Source organism: Streptomyces sp. NPDC020965, from assembly GCF_044333555.1.
Lineage (GTDB): Bacteria > Actinomycetota > Actinomycetes > Streptomycetales > Streptomycetaceae > Streptomyces.
This window is the reverse complement of sequence record NZ_JBIRRE010000003.1, coordinates 604,364-622,949: the sequence shown is the minus strand read 5'-3', so window position 1 is coordinate 622,949 and position 18,586 is coordinate 604,364. Positions and strand designations below refer to the sequence as shown.

Here is an 18,586-nt window from a genome sequence, read left to right as displayed (position 1 = left end):
TCCCCACGCATGAGGTCCCGTGACACCCTTCCGTGTCACGGGACCTCAGCCGTCTCGGGGGGCTGTCACGCCCAGGTGATCAGCCGCTTCGGGTTCTCCAGGATCGCCGCGACGTCCGCGAGCACCTTGGAGCCCAGCTCCCCGTCCACCACCCGGTGGTCGAAGGAGAGCGCGAGGGTTGTCACCCGGCGCGGTTTGACCTTGCCCTTGTGGACCCACGGCTGGAGCTTGATGGCGCCGACGGCCAGGATCGCGGACTCGCCGGGGTTGAGGATCGGCGTACCGCTGTCGACGCCGAAGACGCCGACATTGGTGAGGGTCACCGTGCCCCCCTGCATCGCCGCCGGGGTGGTCTTGCCCTCGCGGGCGGTGGTGACCAGTTCACCGAGTGCCCGCGCCAGTTCCGGCAGGGTCAGTCCGTGCGCGTCCTTGATGTTCGGCACGATCAGCCCGCGCGGAGTGGCCGCCGCGATGCCCAGATTGACGTAGTGCTTCTGGACGATCTCCTGGTTGGCGTCGTCCCAACTGGAGTTGATCTCCGGGTTCCGCTTGATGGCGACCAACAGCGCCTTGATGATCAGCAGCAGCGGGTTGACCCGCAGGCCCGCCATCTCCTTGTCGGACTTGAGCTCCTCGACGAGCTTCATCGTCCGGGTCACATCGGTGGTGATGAACTCGGTGACATGCGGCGCGGTGAACGCACTGCCGACCATGGCAGCCGCCGTGGCCTTCCGAACGCCCTTGACGGGGATACGGGTCTCTCGCGCGGCCGTGGCCGTGGCCGTGCTCGCGGGAACCGAGGGAGCCGGGGCGGCGGCCGGCTCAGCGGTGACCGGCTCGGTGGCGGACGGCTCCGGGGTCACCGCCGCGTGGACGTCCTCGCGGGTGATGACGCCGGCGGGCCCGGTGGGGGTGACCGCCGCCAGATCGACGCCGAGGTCCTTGGCGAGCTTGCGCACGGGGGGCTTGGCGAGCGGGCGGGCGGCGGGGGAGCCGTGCCCGTTCAGCTCGGCCTGGAGCGCGGCGGCCGCGGGCTCGCTGACGGGCCGGGCGGGCGTTCCGGCCCCACCGGTCGCGCCGGCCCCACCGGTCCCACCCGTCGCGGCCGGGGCGGGCTGTGCGGGCTGTGCGGGCGCGGTCTGGCCCGGGACCTGGGCCGCCTTACGGGGGCGGCGCTTGCTGGAGCTCTCGGCGACGCCGTACCCGACGAGCACCGGCTGCCGGCCCTTCGGCTTCCCCTCGACATCGGTATCGGGGTCGGTATCGGCATCGACAGCGGTGCCGGTGGTGGCGTCGGCACCCGCATCGGCCGTCACCGGAGCATCGGCCGTCGGTTCGGCCACGGCGGGGGCCCCTGGCTCGACATCGACCGAGATGATCACCTGGCCGACATCGACCGTCGTCCCCTCGGCGAAGCGCAGCTCGTGCACGACCCCGTCGTACGGGATCGGCAGTTCCACCGCCGCCTTCGCCGTCTCGACCTCGCACACCACCTGGCCGTCGGTGACCGTGTCACCCGGCTTTACGTACCACTTGAGAATCTCCGCCTCGGTGAGCCCCTCGCCCACATCGGGCATCTTGAACTCGCGGAAGCGAAGCGAAGTGTCTTGCGTCATGGTCACGGCACTCCTCAGTACGCGAGCGAGCGGTCGACGGCGTCCAGCACCCGGTCCAGTCCCGGAAGGTACTCCTCCTCCAGGCGCGCCGGGGGATACGGCGCGTGGAATCCACCGACCCGCAGCACCGGAGCCTCCAGGTGGTAGAAGCACCGCTCGGTGATCCGGGCGGCGATCTCCGCGCCCGAACCGTAGAACACGGGGGCCTCGTGCACCACCACCAGCCGGCCCGTCCGCTCCACCGACGCCTGGACGGCGTCGAAGTCGATGGGCGACATCGAGCGCAGATCGATCACCTCGACGGACTTGCCCTCCTCGGCAGCCGTGGCGGCCGCCGCCACACAGACCTTCACCATCGGACCGTACGCGACCAGGGTGAGATCGGTACCGGTCCGGACGGTCCGGGCGGCGTGCAGCGGTCCGGGGATCGCCCCGGTGTCGACCTCGCCCTTGTCCCAGTAGCGCCGCTTCGGCTCGAAGAAGATCACCGGATCGTCGCTCTGGATGGCCTGCTGGAGCATCCAGTACGCGTCGGACGAGCTGGACGGCGAGACCACCTTGAGGCCCGCGACATGCGCGAAGAGCGCCTCGGGGGACTCGCTGTGGTGCTCGACCGCGCCGATGCCACCGCCGTACGGGATACGGATCACGACGGGCAGTTTGATCTTGCCGAGCGAGCGGGCGTGCATCTTGGCGAGCTGGGTGACGATCTGGTCGTACGCCGGGAAGACGAACCCGTCGAACTGGATCTCCACGACCGGCCGGTAGCCGCGCAGCGCCAGCCCGATCGCGGTGCCGACGATGCCGGACTCGGCGAGCGGGGTGTCGATGACCCGGTCCTCGCCGAAGTCCTTCTGGAGCCCGTCGGTGACCCGGAAGACGCCGCCGAGCTTGCCGACGTCCTCACCCATGATCAGGACCTTGGGGTCGGTCTCCAGGGCCTTGCGCAGCGACTCGTTGAGCGCCTTGGCGAGGGGAAGTTTCCGCGCGGTCATGATCAGCTCCCGTCCTCGGCGAAGGACGCCTGGTAGGCGGCGAACTGCGCGCGCTCCTCGTCGACGAGCCCGTTCCCGTCCGCGTAGATGTGGTCGAACAGCGCCATGGGGTCCGGGTCGGGCATCGCTCGTACGGCCTCGCGCACCCGCTTGGCGAGGGCGTCGCTCTCCTCCTCCAGCGCGGAGAAGAACGCGTCGTCGGCGTGGTTCTCGCTCTCGAGGTGGGTACGGAGCCGAAGGATCGGGTCCTTGGCCTCCCAGGCCGCCCGCTCGTCGTCGTGCCGGTACTTCGTCGGATCGTCGGACGTGGTGTGCGCGCCCATCCGATAGGTGAACGCCTCCACCAGCATGGGGCCCTCGCCCCGGCGGGCGCGCTCCAGCGCGGAGCGGGTCACGGCCAGACAGGCGAGGACGTCGTTGCCGTCGACGCGGACGCCGGGGAAGCCGTAGCCCTGGGCGCGCTGGTAGAGCGGGACCCGGGTCTGGCGTTCGGTCGGCTCGGAGATCGCCCACTGGTTGTTCTGGCAGAAGAACACGACCGGAGCGTTGTAGACGGCGGCGAAGGTGAAGGACTCCGCCACATCGCCCTGGCTGGAGGCGCCGTCGCCGAAGTAGGCGATCACGGCGGAATCGGCGCCGTCCTTGGCCACGCCCATGGCGTAGCCGGTGGCGTGCAGCGTCTGGGAGCCGATGACGATGGTGTAGAGGTGGAAGTTGTTGCTGTTGGGGTCCCAGCCGCCGTGGTTCACCCCACGGAACATCCCGAGCAGATTGGTCGGATCGACCCCCCGGCACCAGGCGACACCGTGTTCCCGGTAGGTCGGGAAGACGTAGTCGTCATCGCGCAGCGCGCGGCCGGAGCCGATCTGGGCGGCCTCCTGGCCGAGCAGCGACGCCCACAGTCCCAGTTCGCCCTGGCGCTGGAGAGCGGTGGCCTCGGCGTCGAAACGGCGGGTCAGGACCATGTCCCGGTACAGCCCGCGCAGCTCGTCGGGGGTGATGTCGATGCTGTAGTCGGGATGCTCGACGCGCTGGCCATCGGGCGTCAGCAACTGTACGAGCTGGGGCTCGGAACTCTGCGGCTTCTTCGCGGCGCTCACCCGCTTGCTGCTGCGTCGCGGTTTGCGCGCGGCAGTGCTCTCCACGGTCACGTGCGTGCTCCTCCGTCTGTCCGGTCTCCCGGGTTCGCCGGGAGCCTGGGGTCGCCCCTGCGTGAGGCAGGGGGAGGCTCCGCCGGTTCTCGGCCTCCCGCACGGGGTGGGTACGGCTCGACCGGGAACTGGCGTGACAGGTGCCCCGACGAGACCCTGCCAAAAAGCACGTTACCCAGTAGCTCGCATTCCTGCGAAACCCTATTTGACCTGCGGATTTGCTTGGATTTCCAAGTAAATCGCGAAATAGGGGAACAACTACAGGTCACAGCCTTGTGGTCCCGTCAGGAACACCGGCACGTTATCCCGGGCACCCCGGGCACGGGAAGAGCCGGTGTGTGAGACTGCATTCGTGCGCGAAGAAGGAAAAATCACGGTATTCCTGTTGGACGATCATGAAGTCGTCCGACGCGGCGTTCATGAGCTGCTCTCGGTCGAGGACGATATCGAGGTCGTCGGCGAGGCGGGGACGGCCGAGGAAGCCATCGTGCGGATCCTCGCGACCCGGCCCGATGTCGCCGTGCTGGACGTCCGGCTGCCGGACGGCAGCGGGGTCGAGGTCTGCCGGGAGGTGCGCTCCCAGGACGAGGACATCAAATGCCTGATGCTCACCTCGTTCGCCGACGACGAGGCCCTCTTCGACGCGATCATGGCCGGTGCGTCCGGTTATGTCCTCAAGGCGATCCGGGGCAACGAACTGCTGTCGGCGGTACGGGACGTGGCGGCCGGCCGTTCGCTGCTGGACCCGGTGGCGACCGCGCGCGTGCTGGAGCGGCTCCGGGACGGGAACACCCCGAAGGGCGACCGACGGCTGGCGAACCTCACCGAGCAGGAGCGCAAGATCCTCCACCTGATCGGCGAGGGCCTCACCAACCGGGTCATCGGCGAACGGCTGCACCTCGCGGAGAAGACCATCAAGAACTACGTCTCCAGCCTGCTGTCGAAGCTGGGGATGGAGCGGCGGTCGCAGGCGGCGGCGTACGTGGCCCGGATGCAGGCGGAACGCCAGCACCACTGAGGGTCCTCGCCCGCCGCGCCCCGGGGCCGATGCGGGCCACACCCGTCCGCACCCCGGGGCCGATGCGGGCCACACCGGTTGGGACGGCACCGCTGAGCCGACGCCGCCGGGAGGCCGCCCCCTCAACGGGTCACCATCTGACCGACACCACCAACCGGCGCACCATCTGACCGACACCGCCGAGCAGGTGCAACCGGGGCGGCCCCACGGGGCCCCGCCCCGGCCCTGCGGGGCCCTGACCCGCCCCGGAGGTCGTACGGCACGGGGGAAGGTCACCAGGCGGCACGGGGCGGCACCCGGGGCGTCGTCCCCGACGTCGGGGGGCCGGAACGGGACCGTGCCGGCCCCCGACGACGGGACTTACGTCCCCGAGGACGAGGGGCGGCGGCCCCTTCCCGCCAGGCCCCCGGTCACCGAGAGTGGACCCATGTCCACCGAGGAACTCCGCGCCATCGAGCTGCTCGCCCGCGTCTCGTACGGCAGGCTGGCCACGAGCATGCGGGCGATGCCCTTCGTCGCCCCCGCCCGGCACATCGTGCTGGACGGCGGTGTCGTGCTGCGGATCCACCGGGGCTTCGGCTACCACCGGGCCTGCAACGGCAGCGTGGTCGCGTACGGCGCGGACAACTTCAACTCCGGCGCGGACACCCTCTGGTCGGTGCAGTTCACGGGCATGGCGGACATCGTCCGGGCGCCGGACGGCAGTGCGGCGCTCTTCGGTGATGAGCCGACCCAGGCGGACGGTGAGCGATTTGAGCCGGTTTATATGCGCATAGAACCTCAGTTCGTCACCGTACATACCCTGGACTATGGCGAAGAGCAGTCCAACCGACACGCTGCGTGATCTACCATTTGGTGAGTGCCACGCTCATCTGTCATTGCCCCTCCCGTTGTTGCTCTACTGCGTCGCTACGAGGACCCGGGCGAACCGCTCTCCTGTGAGCGGGTCACCGAGGGGCTGCTGAACCGTGGCTACCGCCTCGCCACCACCCACGGCGCGTACTTCCTCAAACACCACCTCGACGGCGACCACGAGGCCATCACCCGCCAGCACCGCGCCACCCAGCGCCTCCAGACGCTCGGGGTGCCGGTCGCACCCCCCGTCGAGGACCTCCAGGGGGACACGGTCGCCGTCATCGGCGGCCACTGCTACGCCCTGCACCCCTGGGTGGACGGCCGGCACCGCGACGGCGCGCAACTGACCACCCTCCAATCCCGGCGCCTCGGCTCCCTCCTCGGGCTCGTCCACACCTGCCTGGAACGGGTCATGAACCAGCGGGTGGAGCCGGGCCGGGGACGGATCAGACAGCGGACGTACGCCCACGAGTTCGAGAAGGGGTCCGCGCACGGCTTCGCGAGGGGATCCGGTGACGAGTTCGGGAAGGTGCTCGGCCGGGAGCGGGAGTACGAGAGCGCGTACCCGGAGGAGACCTTCGCGCTCATCGACGAACTCCTCGCGCTGGCACGGACCGCGAGCCCCCGCGACGCCTTCGACACCCTCGCCGAACACCGTCTCCTGGAGCGCCGCGCACTGCTGACCCGGCACGCGCACCGCCGTCCGCCCCCCGCGTCGGCGGGCGGCTGGGTGCACGGCGACTTCCATCCGCTGAATCTGCTCTACCGGGGCGGGGAGCCCGCCGCGATCGTCGACTGGGACCGCTTAGGGGTGCAGCCGCGCGCGGAGGAGGCGGTCCGGGCTGCGGCGATCTTCTTCGTCCAGCCCGCGGGCGAACTGGAGTTGACGAAGGTCCGGGCCTATGCGCGGGCCTACCGCCGCGCGGCCGGCGCTGACGCGGCCGAACTCGCCGCGGCGGTCCACCGGGTGTGGTGGGAACGGCTCAATGACTTCTGGATACTGCGCTGGCGCTACCAACTGCACGACCGCAGGGCCGACCCGCAGTTCGCCGCGGTTTCGGCCCTGGTGGAGTGGTGGACCCGGGAGTACGACGCGGTACGGGAGGCATTCACGGCCTGACCGGCGGCAGGCGCCGCGCCCGACGCGCTCCCACCCGCCCGAGCCGCGCGCCGTATCTCGGGCCGTACCGCGGGCCCGGCGGCAGGCGCCCGGGCCGCACCATATGCGCCGCCCGGCGCCTGAACGCTCCCCCGGTCAGGGGTTGTTCGCGCCGCCGTCGCCGCCTTCCGCGCCGCCGTCCGTACCGGGTTCCCCCGGACCTCCCGGCTCGCCGGACGTGCCCGGGTCCGGCGATTCGCCCGACGGCTCGCTGGCCTCGCCGGTCGGCTGCTCGCTCTCCTCATTGGTGGGCTCGGCCGGCAGCGAAGCCTCCTCCGACGGTTCCTCGGAGTACGACTGCCGGGGCTCCTCCTTGAAGGTGGGCTTCCAGGGGGATTCGCGTCCGCCGTCCGTGGGGTTGTCGGGCTCCTCCTGCTTCTCCGACTTCGACGGCGACGGGCTCGGCGAAGCGGGCGGGCTCGACGGGGTCTGGGAGATCTTGACCTTCTCCTTGGGCGGAGTCTCGGTCGCTCCCGTCTTCTTCAGCGCGAAGGCGACACCCGCGACCACGGCGATCAGCGCGAGCGCCGCCACCAGCCAGACCTTGCTGCGGCGACGACCGCCCTGCCCGTGGGACCCGCCGTCGTAACCGCCGTCGTCCGGGTTCATCGGCGGCAGGATCGGGCCCTGCGAGGTGTCGCCGTGCACCGGGTGGTGGACCGCGGTCGCGCCGGTCACCCCCATCGCGGGGGTGCCACCGCCGCCGGGGCCGTGCACGGGTCCGGTGTTCCAACTGCCGTTGTGGCTGCCCTGCTGCTGGAGCATCTGGAGCCCGTACTGGACCAGTCCGCGCATCTCCTCCGCGCTCTGGAACCGGTCGTCCGGGTCCTTCGCGAGCGAACGCATCACCAGGCCGTCCAGCTCGGGCGGCACCACGTCCGAAGCCCGCGACGGCGGCAGCGGAATGTCCTGGACGTGCTGGTAGACCACCGAGAGCGGGGTCTCGCCGGTGAACGGCGGGCGCAGCGAGAGCAGTTCGTAGAGCAGACAGCCCGTCGCGTAGAGGTCGGACCGGTGGTCGACGGCCTTGCCGAGCGCCTGTTCGGGTGAGAGGTACTGCGGGGTGCCCATGACCATGCCGGTCTGGGTCATCGTCGTGGACGCGCCGTGCAGGGCACGGGCGATGCCGAAGTCCATCACCTTGACGGCACCGGAGTGGGTGATGATGACGTTGGCGGGCTTGATGTCACGGTGCACGATGCCGTGCTGGTGCGAGTAGGCCAGCGCCTCCAGGACTCCGGAGACGATGATCAGCGCCTGCTCGGGCGGCGGGGCCTCGGCGTTGATCAGCAGATCGCGGATGGTGCGGCCCTCGACCAGCTCCATGACGATGTAGGAGACGGACTGGCCGTTGGCCACGTCCTCGCCGGAGTCGTACACGGCGACGATCGCATGGTGGTTGAGGCCGGCCACCGACTGTGCCTCACGGGTGAAGCGGGCCTTGGAGACCGGGTCCTCGGCGAGGTCGGAGCGGAGCAGCTTCACGGCGACGGTGCGGCCGAGCCGTACGTCCTCCGCCGCGAAGACCTCGGCCATGCCGCCGCGACCGAGGCGGTGGGTGAGGCGGTAGCGGCCATCGCCGACCAGTCCGCCGATACCCCATGAATCCACCGGATCCGGCACGCCGCCGCCGCCAGCTTCGGGTTCGGGTGCCATCAGTCCTCGCCGTCGTGTAATCCGTGAAATCCGTGCCGTCGCCTCACGCTACAGCCTCCGTACGACAGGCCGGCCCGAGATGGACCGGCCATCAAACCCCCTGTGAGCTCGGCCACGCAAATTTCACGGGCCTCCGGTAACGCTTGCGGGACGCTTCTTGTGCGTACGGTCACGGAACGGGCATCCGGCTTGACGTGCCGGACCCCTCGGGCAGACTTGCCCCGTAATAGGGATCACGGAAATAACGATCACAGAACACGGATCGCGGAGACACGGTCCCCGGACCGGGTGGGCGATTCGCCCCGGGTCGCCGGGGAACGCGCACGGTCCGCGCGCCGAGGGGGACATACGTCATGAGCCAGGACGGCGCGCAGGGCCGCTATGCGGGCGGCTCCCTGGCGGGTGGCCGGTATCAGCTCCGCGGCCTGCTGGGCGAGGGCGGTATGGCCTCCGTCTATCTGGCGTACGACTCCGCCCTGGACCGCCAGGTCGCCATCAAGACACTCCATACGGAGCTGGGGCGCGAGCAGTCCTTCCGTGAGCGGTTCCGGCGCGAGGCGCAGGCCGTCGCCAAGCTCTCGCACCCCAATATCGTCTCGGTCTTCGACACCGGCGAGGACACGGTGGTCGGCGGTGGCGGCGACGGCTTCCCGATGCCGTACATCGTCATGGAGTACGTGGAGGGCGAGCCGCTCGGTTCCGTGCTCCACGCCGATGTCCAGCACTATGGCGCGATGCCCGCGGACAAGGCACTCAGGGTGACGGCCGACGTACTGGCCGCGCTGGAGACCAGCCATGAGATGGGCCTGGTCCACCGGGACATCAAGCCGGGCAATGTGATGGTGACGCGGCGCGGTGTGGTGAAGGTGATGGACTTCGGCATCGCACGGGCGATGCAGTCGGGCGTCACCTCGATGACCCAGACCGGCATGGTGGTCGGCACTCCGCAGTACCTCTCTCCGGAACAGGCGCTGGGCCGGGGCGTGGACGCCCGCTCGGACCTGTACTCCGTCGGGATCATGCTCTTCCAACTCTTCACGGGACGGCTGCCGTTCGACGCGGATTCCCCGCTGGCCATCGCGTACGCCCATGTCCAGGAGGAGCCGGTCGCGCCCTCCACCGTCAATCGTTCGGTCACCCCGGCGATGGACGCGCTGGTCGCGCGGGCGCTGAAGAAGAATCCGAACGAACGCTTCCCGAACGCAGCGGCGATGCGGGACGCCTGTGCCCGGGTGGCGAGCGCGGGACAGTCGGCCCCGCCGGTGATCATCAGTGGCGCTCCGCCGGTGAGCGGTTCGGGGGTGGGATCCGCGGTCTTCCCGCCGCTGGACCAGTCGATGCCCGCACCGCACCAGCAGGGGGTGCAGACGCCGTACCAGTCGGGTCCTTACGGGGCGCCGACGCCGGCTCAGCACGCGCCGATGCCCGGTCCGGGTCAGCACGCACCGACCCCGGGGCCGCAGTACGGGTATCCGCCGGCCCAGGCCCCGTACCCGACCAATCAGGCGTATCAGGGAGCGCCCGGGCCGATGGCCGGGGCCGCCCAGTCCTCGTACACGATCTCCCCGGCGCCGAATCCGGCTCCCGCGCGGAAGAGCCGTGGGCCGAAGATCGCGATGATCGTGGGCGCCGTCGTGCTGGCGCTGATGGCGATCGGCATCGTGCGGCAGATCGTCGACAACTCGAACAAGAACAACAACCCCGAGAGCCGGCCGACGGCGGGCCAGACGCCCGGCAAGGGCCCGGCCACGGGATCGACCTCGGGGTCGGGCTCCGAGCCCGGCGCTGGCTCCGGATCCGAGACGGGCTCCGGATCCGACTCCGGTTCCGGCTCGGACCAGGGGACCGACCGGGACCCCGATGCGGACAACGGCACGGACAACGGCTCGGAGACCGGCACGGAGACCGGATCCGGTTCCGACGGGGACTCGGGCTCCGACTCCGGCGACGGCCGCCCGGTGGACCGTACGCGCACCATCGACTCCTCCAAGTGCACGGACGCCATGGAGGACGGCACCGATCCGTCGAAGGTCCAGGCGCCCGCGCTGCTCCACAAGGACGTGCTCTCCGTGAAGGACTGCCTGCGGGCCGCGGGGTGGACCTGGAAGGTCACCGAGGTGGACAACCCCCAGTGGGCGAAGGACGCGGTGATCGAGCAGTACCCGAGCCAGGGCTCGCCGGTGGTGCCGAAGAGCCAGGAGTTCGAGCTGAAGATCTCCACCGGCAAGTCCGGCTGAGCCCCACTCGCCGCGCGTTCGGTTGACGCGCTTCCTCCCGGGATGCCGGAGATGTCGGCTCGTGTGACGCTGATTCCGTCATCACGACGGCTCGAAGCACGCTGGGTATCCGCCAGTCGGCGCGGGCAGCACCGTCACTACGGTCAGCACGGTCGCGGGACCGTGCGGTCAGTACGGGAGGGGGTCACCCGGTGGCTCCAGGGCTCCGCACTCGGTGGTCGATGGCGGCTGCCTCGCTCCTGCTGGCGGTCGCGCCTCCGGCATCCGCGGCGGAGGATACGGGGGCGGTGCACTCGGAGTGGATCGCGGCGTACACGGAGCGGATGACGGCCGCGTACACGAAAGACGTCCCGGCGGGGTACGCGGCCGGGACCGAGGCGGCGCGAGGGGTGCTCGATCCGGTCCCCGCCCCGCGCGCGGACCGGATCGAGCATCCGCACACGCATGGGATCGAAGCCCCGCGCACGAGCGGGACCGGCGTCGGGGCCGGGACCGGAGTCGGGGCCGGGACCGGGACCGGGGTGGCCGGAGCCGGGGTCAACGCGCCCGCCGCCAGCCCGCGCCCCGATCCGGCACCGACCGCCTCACTCGCGGGGCGGCCCGCGGGGGAGGGACGGCCGCGGCCGGGGCGCGCCCCGGTGACCGAGAGCCCGACCGCGCCGGCCGACGACTCCGCCGCCACCGAGCCCCCGACCGATTCCGCCGCCTCCGGGACCGTCCGTACGCCGTCCGGGGCGGCCTCTGTGTCACAGTCTCGTCCCGCTTCCCCCGCCCCCTCCACCCCGGCCCATACCGCCTCCGGGCGGCGGACCGTCCCTCCTGGGGAGGACACGGGCCCCTGGACGGAGGAGGGCGGGGAAGCGATGGACCCACCGGCGGCCGAACTGAGCCCGCTGGCCCCCGCGGCAGCACGTCACCAGCCCGCGCAGGCCACCCCCGAGCCGGTCGCCCAGCAGATCTCACCGCTCTCCCTGGGCGTCGGAATGGCCCTGATGGGGCTCGGGATCGGCTTTCTGGGGGTACGGCTGAGGCGGCGCTGAGCCTCGTCCACCCGCCTTCCGGACCTCGTCCTCCCTCTTGAGGCGGACCCTTCGATTCCGTCTTTTGACGGTTGGAGCGAACTGGCATACCCGGTATACATACTCGGTATGTCCATTCGTCACGGGCTTCTGGCCCTCCTTGAGCACGGCCCCCGGTACGGCTCTCAGTTGCGCACGGAGTTCGAGTCGCGCACGGGTGCCACCTGGCCGCTCAACGTGGGTCAGGTCTATACGACCCTGAACCGGCTGGAGCGGGACGGCATGGTCGCGCAGAGCGGTGCGGACGACGCCGGCCACGCGCTGTACGTCATCACCGAACCGGGCCGCGCCGAGCTGAGGAATTGGTTCGAGACGCCGGTGGACCGCAGCAGCCCGCCCCGTGACGAGCTGGCCATCAAGCTGGCGATGGCCATCGGGTCACCCGGGTTGGACATCCGGGCCGTCATCCAGTCCCAGCGCCACCACACCGTGAAGGCGATGCAGGACTACACCCGGCTCAAGGCGCAGGCACTCGCCGCGATCGAGAGCGAGGGGTCGCGGGAACGCGACGATGTGGCCTGGCTGCTCGTACTGGAACAGCTCATCTTCCAGACCGAGGCCGAGGCACGCTGGCTCGACCACTGCGAAGTACGGCTCATCAGGATCTCCATGGCCACCGGGTCAGCGGGCGCCCGCCAGCAGGCGGACCCGGCGGCACGGGCCCGCGCCGAACCCTCGGCGCACTCCAAGGACCCCACTGCTCCATCGATCTCGAAGCCCACATCCACTTCCACGTCCACGGCCTAGAACCAGGCCGCGCACCCCGTCCCCACACCGCGAGCCCCGTCCCCAACGGGGCCGCCCAGGGCCTCGGGCCCGCTCAACCCCGGTCCCCGGCCCGGCGCTTGGACAGCTATCTGCTGCTCGGCCCCACCGCCGTTCAGGCCCTGTCTGTCGCTCAAGCCCTGTCTGTCGCTCAAGCGCCGTCTGTCGCTGAGGCGCTGTCTCTTGCTGAGGAGCCGTCCGCCGATCGTCCCCGCCGAGGGGGTGCTCGTCCCGGACCCGAAGTCTTCCGCTCGTCCCATCCGTCCAAGGGGGGAACCCTGACATGTCTAACTCCACGCCCCAGAAGTCACAACAGCCCGTTCTGCAACTCCAGCAACTGACCCGAGTGCACGGCAGTGGTGCGACCGAGGTGCACGCGCTGCGCGGGATCAATCTGGATGTCTTCCCCGGTGAACTCGTCGCCGTCATGGGCCCGTCCGGCTCCGGCAAGTCCACGCTGCTCACCATCGCGGGCGGCCTCGATCTCCCCACCTCGGGACGGGTGATCGTGGAGGGCACCGACATCACCACCGCTAACCGCAAGACACTCGCCGCCCTGCGCCGCCGCAGCATCGGCTACGTCTTCCAGGACTACAACCTGATCCCGGCCCTCACCGCCGCCGAGAACGTCTCCCTGCCGCGCGAACTGGACGGAGTCTCCGCCCGCAAGGCCCGGGTCGAGGCCCTCGCCGCACTGGCGGAGATGGACCTCGGACACCTCGCGGAGCGCTTCCCTGACGAGATGTCCGGCGGTCAGCAGCAGCGGGTGGCCATCGCCCGGGCCCTGGTGGGCGGGCGGAGACTGGTCCTCGCCGACGAGCCGACCGGTGCGCTGGACTCCGAGACCGGCGAATCCGTACTGGCACTGCTGCGCGCACGCTGTGACGCGGGGGCGGCGGGCATTCTCGTCACCCATGAGCCGCGCTTCGCGGCCTGGGCCGACCGGGTGGTCTTCCTCCGCGACGGCGCCGTGGTCGACCAGACCCTCCGCAGCCAGGCCGACTCGCTGCTCTCCGGTCAGGAAGCGGCCGAACTGTGAACACCTGGTACCACTCCTGGCGGGCCGCGATACGGATCGCCCGCCGCGACGCATGGCGCAACAAGGGACGCAGCTCCCTCGTCCTGGCGATGCTCGCCCTGCCGATCGTCGGTGTCAGCGCCGCCGATCTGACCATGCGCAGCGTCGAACTCTCCCCCGAGCAGAAGCTCTCCCGGGATCTCGGCCGGGCGGACGCCCGGGTGAGCGACGCGGAAACGGGCGGGGCGCCCGTCATGCAGACCCCCGACGCCCAGAACTCCATGGCGGTGGGCGATTTCGACAACAAGCCCTACCCCGAGGGCAGGACCGATGTCGCCAAGGTGCTGCCGCCGGGTGTCATCCAACTGACGGACACGCTCGGGCGGGCCAAGCTGCACAGTAAGCACGGTCTGCTGAACACCGAGATCCGTGAGCTGAAGGCGGCGGATCCGATGGTCAAGGGCATCATGCCGCTGCTCGACGGCCGGTTCCCGCAGCAGGCCGACGAGATCGCCGCGACCTCGTCCTTCCTGAAGAACAGCGGGCTGAAGGTGGGCTCCAAGCTCACGGCGCGTCACCTGGATCGCGAGTTCACCATCGTGGGGGCGTACGAACTGCCCGCCGCGCTCAAGTCCGACCAGGTCAACGCCCTCCCGGGCGCACTCCTCGCACCGCTCGACCAGGCGCTGGCACAGGCCGGGCTGCCCACCACCGGGCCCTCCACCACCTATCTGGTGAAGACCAACGGTGGTTTCACGTGGAACATGGTCCAGCAGGCCAACGCCAAGGGCGTGGTGGTCCAGTCCCGGTCGGTGACTCTGAACCCGCCGCCGTCGTCCGCGGTCCCGCTCTTCCAGGAGTCCGGCTGGGGAGGCTATGCGAACAGCTCGGGCGCGGACACGGCGTTCTACGCCTCCGCCGCCACGGTGGTCGGCCTCGCCCTGCTGGAGATCTGTCTGCTGGCCGGTCCCGCCTTCGCGGTCGGCGCGCGGCGCTCCCGCCGCCAGCTCGGGCTCGTCGGAGCCAATGGCGGTAACCGCAGCCATATCCGTGCGATCGTGCTCGCCGGAGGTCTGGTGATCGGCGTGGTCGCCGCGGTGATCGGCACGACCCTGGGACTGATCCTCACCTATCTGCTGCGACCGACGTTCGAAGACTTCGCGGGCGAGCGGTTCGGCAGCTTCGACATCCGCCCGCTGGAACTTCTCGGCATCGCGCTGCTCGCCGTCCTCACCGGTCTGCTCGCCGCGCTGGTGCCCGCTGTCAGCGCCTCCCGCCAGTCGGTGCTGTCCTCGCTCACCGGCCGCCGTGGCATCCGCAGAAGCAGCCGGGTCCTGCCGACGATCGGTCTGATCGCCGTCGCCCTGGGTGTGGCCATCGCCCTCTACGGTTCGATGGTCAGCGACAGCGTCGTGCTCGTCGGAGGTGGCAGCGCCATCGCCGAGCTGGGCGTGGTGGCCCTCACCCCGGCGCTGGTCGGCCTCTTCGGCCGGCTCGGACGCTGGCTCCCGCTGTCCCCGCGGCTCGCGCTGCGGGACGCGGTACGGAACCGGGGGCGTACGGCCCCCGCTGTCGCCGCGGTGCTGGCCGCCGTGGCCGGCACGGTCGCGGTGGCGACCTTCGCGGCGAGCCAGGACGCTCAGTCGCGGGCCGCCTATGAAGCACAGCTCCCGCACGGCGCCGTCTCCGTCACGCTCGGCGAGGCGGGCGGCAGCCGGGAGGTCTCCGGCGTGCGCTCCACGGTGCAGAAGATGCTGCCCGTCGATGTGCGGGCCGATGTGGACCGGATAGCCGTGGGCAACCCGAATTGCTCGATGTGGGGCGACCTCCAAGGCAGCTCGGCGAAGTGCGGACAGCTTGAGCTGGTGACCCCGCCGGCCAATGAATGCCCGCTCTGGGCCGTCGACCCGGCCCGGCCGGATGCCGACCCCGGTTCGCAATTCAGCAAGGCCGAGAAGCGCCGGCTCGCCAAGGACTGGCGCTGCAAGGGCGGCATGGGCGGCAGCTATGCCCAGGTCGACGTCATGGTGGGTGACGAGAAGCTGCTCGATGTCCTCAACATCGAGGACAAGGGCGTCGAGAAGGCCCTGAAGGCCGGACAGATCATCGCGTTCGACAAGCGCTATGTCGATGCCAAGGGCAAGGCCGGGATCCGGCTGATCACCGACACCAAGGCGGCCGACGAGGCCCGGTCGGCGAACAAGACCGTGCCCGGTGAGGTCAAGTCCTTCGACGCGTACCGCCCCTCCGGCGCCGATGGCCAGTCCTATGGCATTCCGCTGCTCATGGCCCCGGCCACGGCGAAGGCGGCGGGCCTCCAGACGGTCCCGTTCGGTGCCTACTACTCCACGGACAAGCAGCCGAGCAGTCAGGAGCGCCAGCGTCTCGACGGCGAGCTGGACAAGACCGGCGCCGAGGTCAACCTGCATATCGAGGAGGGCTACACCAGCGAGAACAACATCATCATGCTGTCGCTGGCCATCTTCGCCGGACTGATCACCATCGGTGCGGCCGGTATCGCCACGGGTCTCGCCCAGGCCGACGCCGAGGCGGATCTCAAGACCCTCGCCGCCGTCGGCGCCCCGCCCAGGGTGCGCAGGACCCTCAGCGCATTCCAGTGCGGGGTGGTGGCCGCGATGGGTGTGCTGCTCGGCTCGGCGGCGGGCGTCCTGCCCGCGATCGGACTGCGGCTCACCGACCGCCGCGAGCAGATGGCGTGGTACGAGATGGCCCTCGACGAGGGGTACGGCGGCATCGACACCGCGCCCTATGTCCCCATTGTGGTGCCCTGGGGCACCCTGGCGACACTACTGATCGCGGTCCCCGTGGGCGCTGCGCTCCTGGCGGCGCTGCTGACCCGCTCCCGTGGCGCACTGGCCCGCCGCGAGGCGTCGTAGATCGTCACCGACGGCCCTGCCTGCGCTTTTGCGCCCCCGTACGAGGTTGATCATTCTCGTACGGGGGCGCACCGTCTCGTGACGCGTATGTGCGAGAGAATGGCCGCATGGAGATGCCGAGGAATGAACGGTCGCAGGACAGTCCCCACGTCCTAGTCGTAGGCCAGGACGGGATGGCACTCGGCGGCGGTGACGAAGAGTCGCGTGAGATCCCGGTGACGGAGATGGTCGAGCAGCCGGCGAAGGTCATGCGCATCGGCAGCATGATCAAGCAGCTTCTGGAGGAGGTCAGAGCGGCTCCTCTGGACGAGGCCAGCCGGGTCCGCCTCAAGGAGATCCACGCCAGCTCGGTGAAGGAGTTGGAGGACGGTCTCGCTCCCGAGCTGGTGGAGGAGTTGGAGCGGCTGTCGCTGCCCTTCACCGACGAGGCGATCCCCTCGGAGGCGGAGCTGCGCATCGCGCAGGCGCAGTTGGTGGGCTGGCTGGAGGGCCTGTTCCACGGTATTCAGACGGCGCTGTTCGCCCAGCAGATGGCGGCACGTGCGCAGTTGGAGCAGATGCGCAGGGCCCTTCCCCCGGGCGCCTCCCACGAGGACGACGACCCGGCCCACCACGGTGCGCTCCGCTCGGGCCCGTATCTGTAGCTGCCGCCCCCGGGCCGGCCTTGCGGTCTTCGCGGTTTCGCGGTTTCGCGGTTTCGCGGTTTCGCGGTTTCGCGATCTTCGCGGCGAGCCCTTGCGGCGGCGGATCTCTGCGGCGGCCGGCCCTTGTGGCGGCGGGTCCTCGCGGGGGCGGGTCCTCGCGCGGGGGGGCCTTGCGGCGGTTTTCTGGGGTGAGCCCCTGCCGTCAGTCTGATGGCTGGCCTCTCGCGTCGGCCTCCGTCGCCGCTGGCCCCTGTCGCCGGCTCTGTCGCTGGTCTTCGTCGCCGGCCTTTGCTCCCGACCGGCCATCGGGCGACCGCCCGTGACCCCCGGGCGGCCCGAACGGCTCCGGCGTAAACGGCTCCGTGCCGAGCCCGGGTGTGGGACGGTGCCGAGCCCGGGTGTGGGACGGTCCGGCCGGGGCGGGGAGCGATCCCGCAGGACCGCCGTACCGGCCCGGGGGCCTTCTGGTCGCCAGAAGGCCCCCCGGCTCGGCGGCTGTGGCCCTCAGCCCGTCAGCAGCAGCACCTTGCCCACATGTCCACCCGACTCCAGCACCCGGTGCGCCTCCGCCGCCTCCGCCATCGGCAGTCGCCGGTCGACCACCGCCCGTACCCGCCCCGCCTCGATCAGCGGCCACACATGCTCCCGGAGCGCCGCCACGATCGACGCCTTCTCACCGAGCGGGCGCGCCCGCAGTGAGGTCGCCGTCACGGCCGCCCGCTTGCTCAGCAGCGTCGACAGATTCAGCTCGCCCTTGACCCCACCCTGGAGCCCGATCACCGCGAGCCGGCCGTTCACGGCCAGGGCCCGTACGTTCCGGTCCAGGTACTTGGCGCCCACGATGTCGAGGATCACATCGGCGCCCGCCCCGTCCGTCGCACGCTCCAGCTCCGCCACGAAGTCCTGCTGGCGGTAGTCGATCAGAATGTCCGCGCCCAGCTCGGCACAGCGCGCCAGCCTCTCCGGCCCGCCCGCCGTGACGGCGACCCGGGCGCCCACTGCCTTGGCCAGTTGGATTGCCATCGTGCCGATACCACTGGCACCGCCGTGGATCAGCACCGTCTCACCCGGCCGCAGGTGCGCGATCATGAACACGTTGGACCACACCGTCGCGGCCACCTCGGGCAGCGCCGCCGCCGTGACCAGGTCCATTCCCTTCGGCACGGGCAACAGCTGGCCGGCCGGGACAACGACCTTCTCCGCATATCCGCCGCCGGCGAGCAGCGCGCACACCTCGTCCCCGACGGACCAGCCGGAGACCCCCGGCCCCAGCGCGGTGATCCGGCCGGAGCACTCCAGACCCGGATAGGGCGACGCCCCCGGCGGTGGATCGTAGAACCCCTGCCGCTGCAACAGATCGGCACGGTTGACGGCGCTCGCCACCACCTCGACAAGGGCCTCCCCCTCACCGGGTACGGGATCGGGCACATCGGCCCAGACCAGCGCCTCGGGACCACCGGGTTCGGAAATCGTGATCGCATACATGGCCGCGAGGC

14 protein-coding genes are annotated in these 18,586 nt (G+C 70.6%); 9 read left to right on the top strand and 5 right to left on the bottom strand.

The annotated features are described in order from the left end of the window. Positions 1 to 65: 65 nt before the first annotated feature. From ACH4S7_RS13190 to pdhA, 3 genes are read right to left on the bottom strand one after another with little or no spacing between them, the layout of a single operon-like run. Positions 66 to 1,616 (bottom strand): dihydrolipoamide acetyltransferase family protein, encoded by a 1,551-nt coding sequence (locus ACH4S7_RS13190; protein WP_398521215.1) that lies wholly within the window; start codon positions 1,614 to 1,616, stop codon positions 66 to 68. Positions 1,617 to 1,630: 14 nt separating this feature from the next. After that, positions 1,631 to 2,611, bottom strand: coding sequence for an alpha-ketoacid dehydrogenase subunit beta (locus tag ACH4S7_RS13185; protein WP_398521214.1), 981 nt, complete (start codon positions 2,609 to 2,611; stop codon positions 1,631 to 1,633). 2 nt (positions 2,612 to 2,613) lie between these two features. Further along, positions 2,614 to 3,762 (bottom strand): pyruvate dehydrogenase (acetyl-transferring) E1 component subunit alpha, encoded by a 1,149-nt coding sequence (gene pdhA, locus ACH4S7_RS13180; protein ID WP_398521213.1) that lies wholly within the window; start codon positions 3,760 to 3,762, stop codon positions 2,614 to 2,616. A 352-nt stretch (positions 3,763 to 4,114) separates the two neighbouring features. Here pdhA and ACH4S7_RS13175 point away from each other — a divergent pair, with 352 nt between their 5' ends. From ACH4S7_RS13175 to ACH4S7_RS13165, 3 genes are all read left to right on the top strand, one after another. Continuing rightward, complete coding sequence (locus ACH4S7_RS13175; RefSeq protein WP_398521212.1) at positions 4,115 to 4,780, top strand: response regulator; 666 nt, start codon at positions 4,115 to 4,117, stop codon at positions 4,778 to 4,780. Between the two features lie 427 nt (positions 4,781 to 5,207). Continuing rightward, positions 5,208 to 5,624 carry a pyridoxamine 5'-phosphate oxidase family protein gene (locus ACH4S7_RS13170; RefSeq protein ID WP_398521211.1) on the top strand — a complete coding sequence of 139 codons (417 nt, stop codon included), beginning with the start codon at positions 5,208 to 5,210 and terminating at the stop codon, positions 5,622 to 5,624. Between the two features lie 15 nt (positions 5,625 to 5,639). After that, positions 5,640 to 6,755, top strand: coding sequence for a phosphotransferase (locus ACH4S7_RS13165; protein ID WP_398521210.1), 1,116 nt, complete (start codon positions 5,640 to 5,642; stop codon positions 6,753 to 6,755). Between the two features lie 135 nt (positions 6,756 to 6,890). On the opposite strand, the gene ACH4S7_RS13160 is transcribed toward ACH4S7_RS13165, so the two are convergent. Further along, the gene (locus ACH4S7_RS13160) at positions 6,891 to 8,450 is read right to left on the bottom strand and encodes a protein kinase (protein ID WP_398521209.1); all 1,560 of its coding nucleotides are present in this window, start codon (positions 8,448 to 8,450) and stop codon (positions 6,891 to 6,893) included. A 353-nt stretch (positions 8,451 to 8,803) separates the two neighbouring features. Here ACH4S7_RS13160 and ACH4S7_RS13155 point away from each other — a divergent pair, with 353 nt between their 5' ends. The 6 genes from ACH4S7_RS13155 to ACH4S7_RS13130 all read left to right on the top strand — a co-directional run bounded on the left by ACH4S7_RS13155 (position 8,804) and on the right by ACH4S7_RS13130 (position 17,090). Then, a complete protein-coding gene (locus tag ACH4S7_RS13155) occupies positions 8,804 to 10,687 on the top strand; it encodes a protein kinase (RefSeq protein ID WP_398521208.1) in 1,884 nt (627 codons plus the stop codon). Positions 10,688 to 10,974: 287 nt separating this feature from the next. Further along, complete coding sequence (locus tag ACH4S7_RS13150) at positions 10,975 to 11,727, top strand: hypothetical protein (RefSeq protein ID WP_398521207.1); 753 nt, start codon at positions 10,975 to 10,977, stop codon at positions 11,725 to 11,727. Between the two features lie 108 nt (positions 11,728 to 11,835). Continuing rightward, entirely contained in the window at positions 11,836 to 12,513 is a 678-nt protein-coding gene (locus tag ACH4S7_RS13145) for a PadR family transcriptional regulator (RefSeq protein ID WP_398521206.1), read from the top strand. A 301-nt stretch (positions 12,514 to 12,814) separates the two neighbouring features. Then, positions 12,815 to 13,570, top strand: a complete 756-nt coding sequence (locus ACH4S7_RS13140; RefSeq protein WP_398521205.1) for an ABC transporter ATP-binding protein — start codon at positions 12,815 to 12,817, stop codon at positions 13,568 to 13,570. Continuing rightward, the gene (locus tag ACH4S7_RS13135) at positions 13,567 to 16,446 is read left to right on the top strand and encodes an ABC transporter permease (protein ID WP_398521204.1); all 2,880 of its coding nucleotides are present in this window, start codon (positions 13,567 to 13,569) and stop codon (positions 16,444 to 16,446) included. The genes ACH4S7_RS13140 and ACH4S7_RS13135 overlap by 4 nt, the downstream gene beginning before the upstream one ends. 107 nt (positions 16,447 to 16,553) lie before the next feature. Further along, entirely contained in the window at positions 16,554 to 17,090 is a 537-nt protein-coding gene (locus tag ACH4S7_RS13130) for a bacterial proteasome activator family protein (protein ID WP_398521203.1), read from the top strand. Positions 17,091 to 17,594: 504 nt separating this feature from the next. Here the strand turns inward: ACH4S7_RS13130 and ACH4S7_RS13125 are convergent. Continuing rightward, positions 17,595 to 18,575, bottom strand: a complete 981-nt coding sequence (locus ACH4S7_RS13125) for an NAD(P)H-quinone oxidoreductase (protein WP_398521202.1) — start codon at positions 18,573 to 18,575, stop codon at positions 17,595 to 17,597. Positions 18,576 to 18,586: the final 11 nt, after the last annotated feature.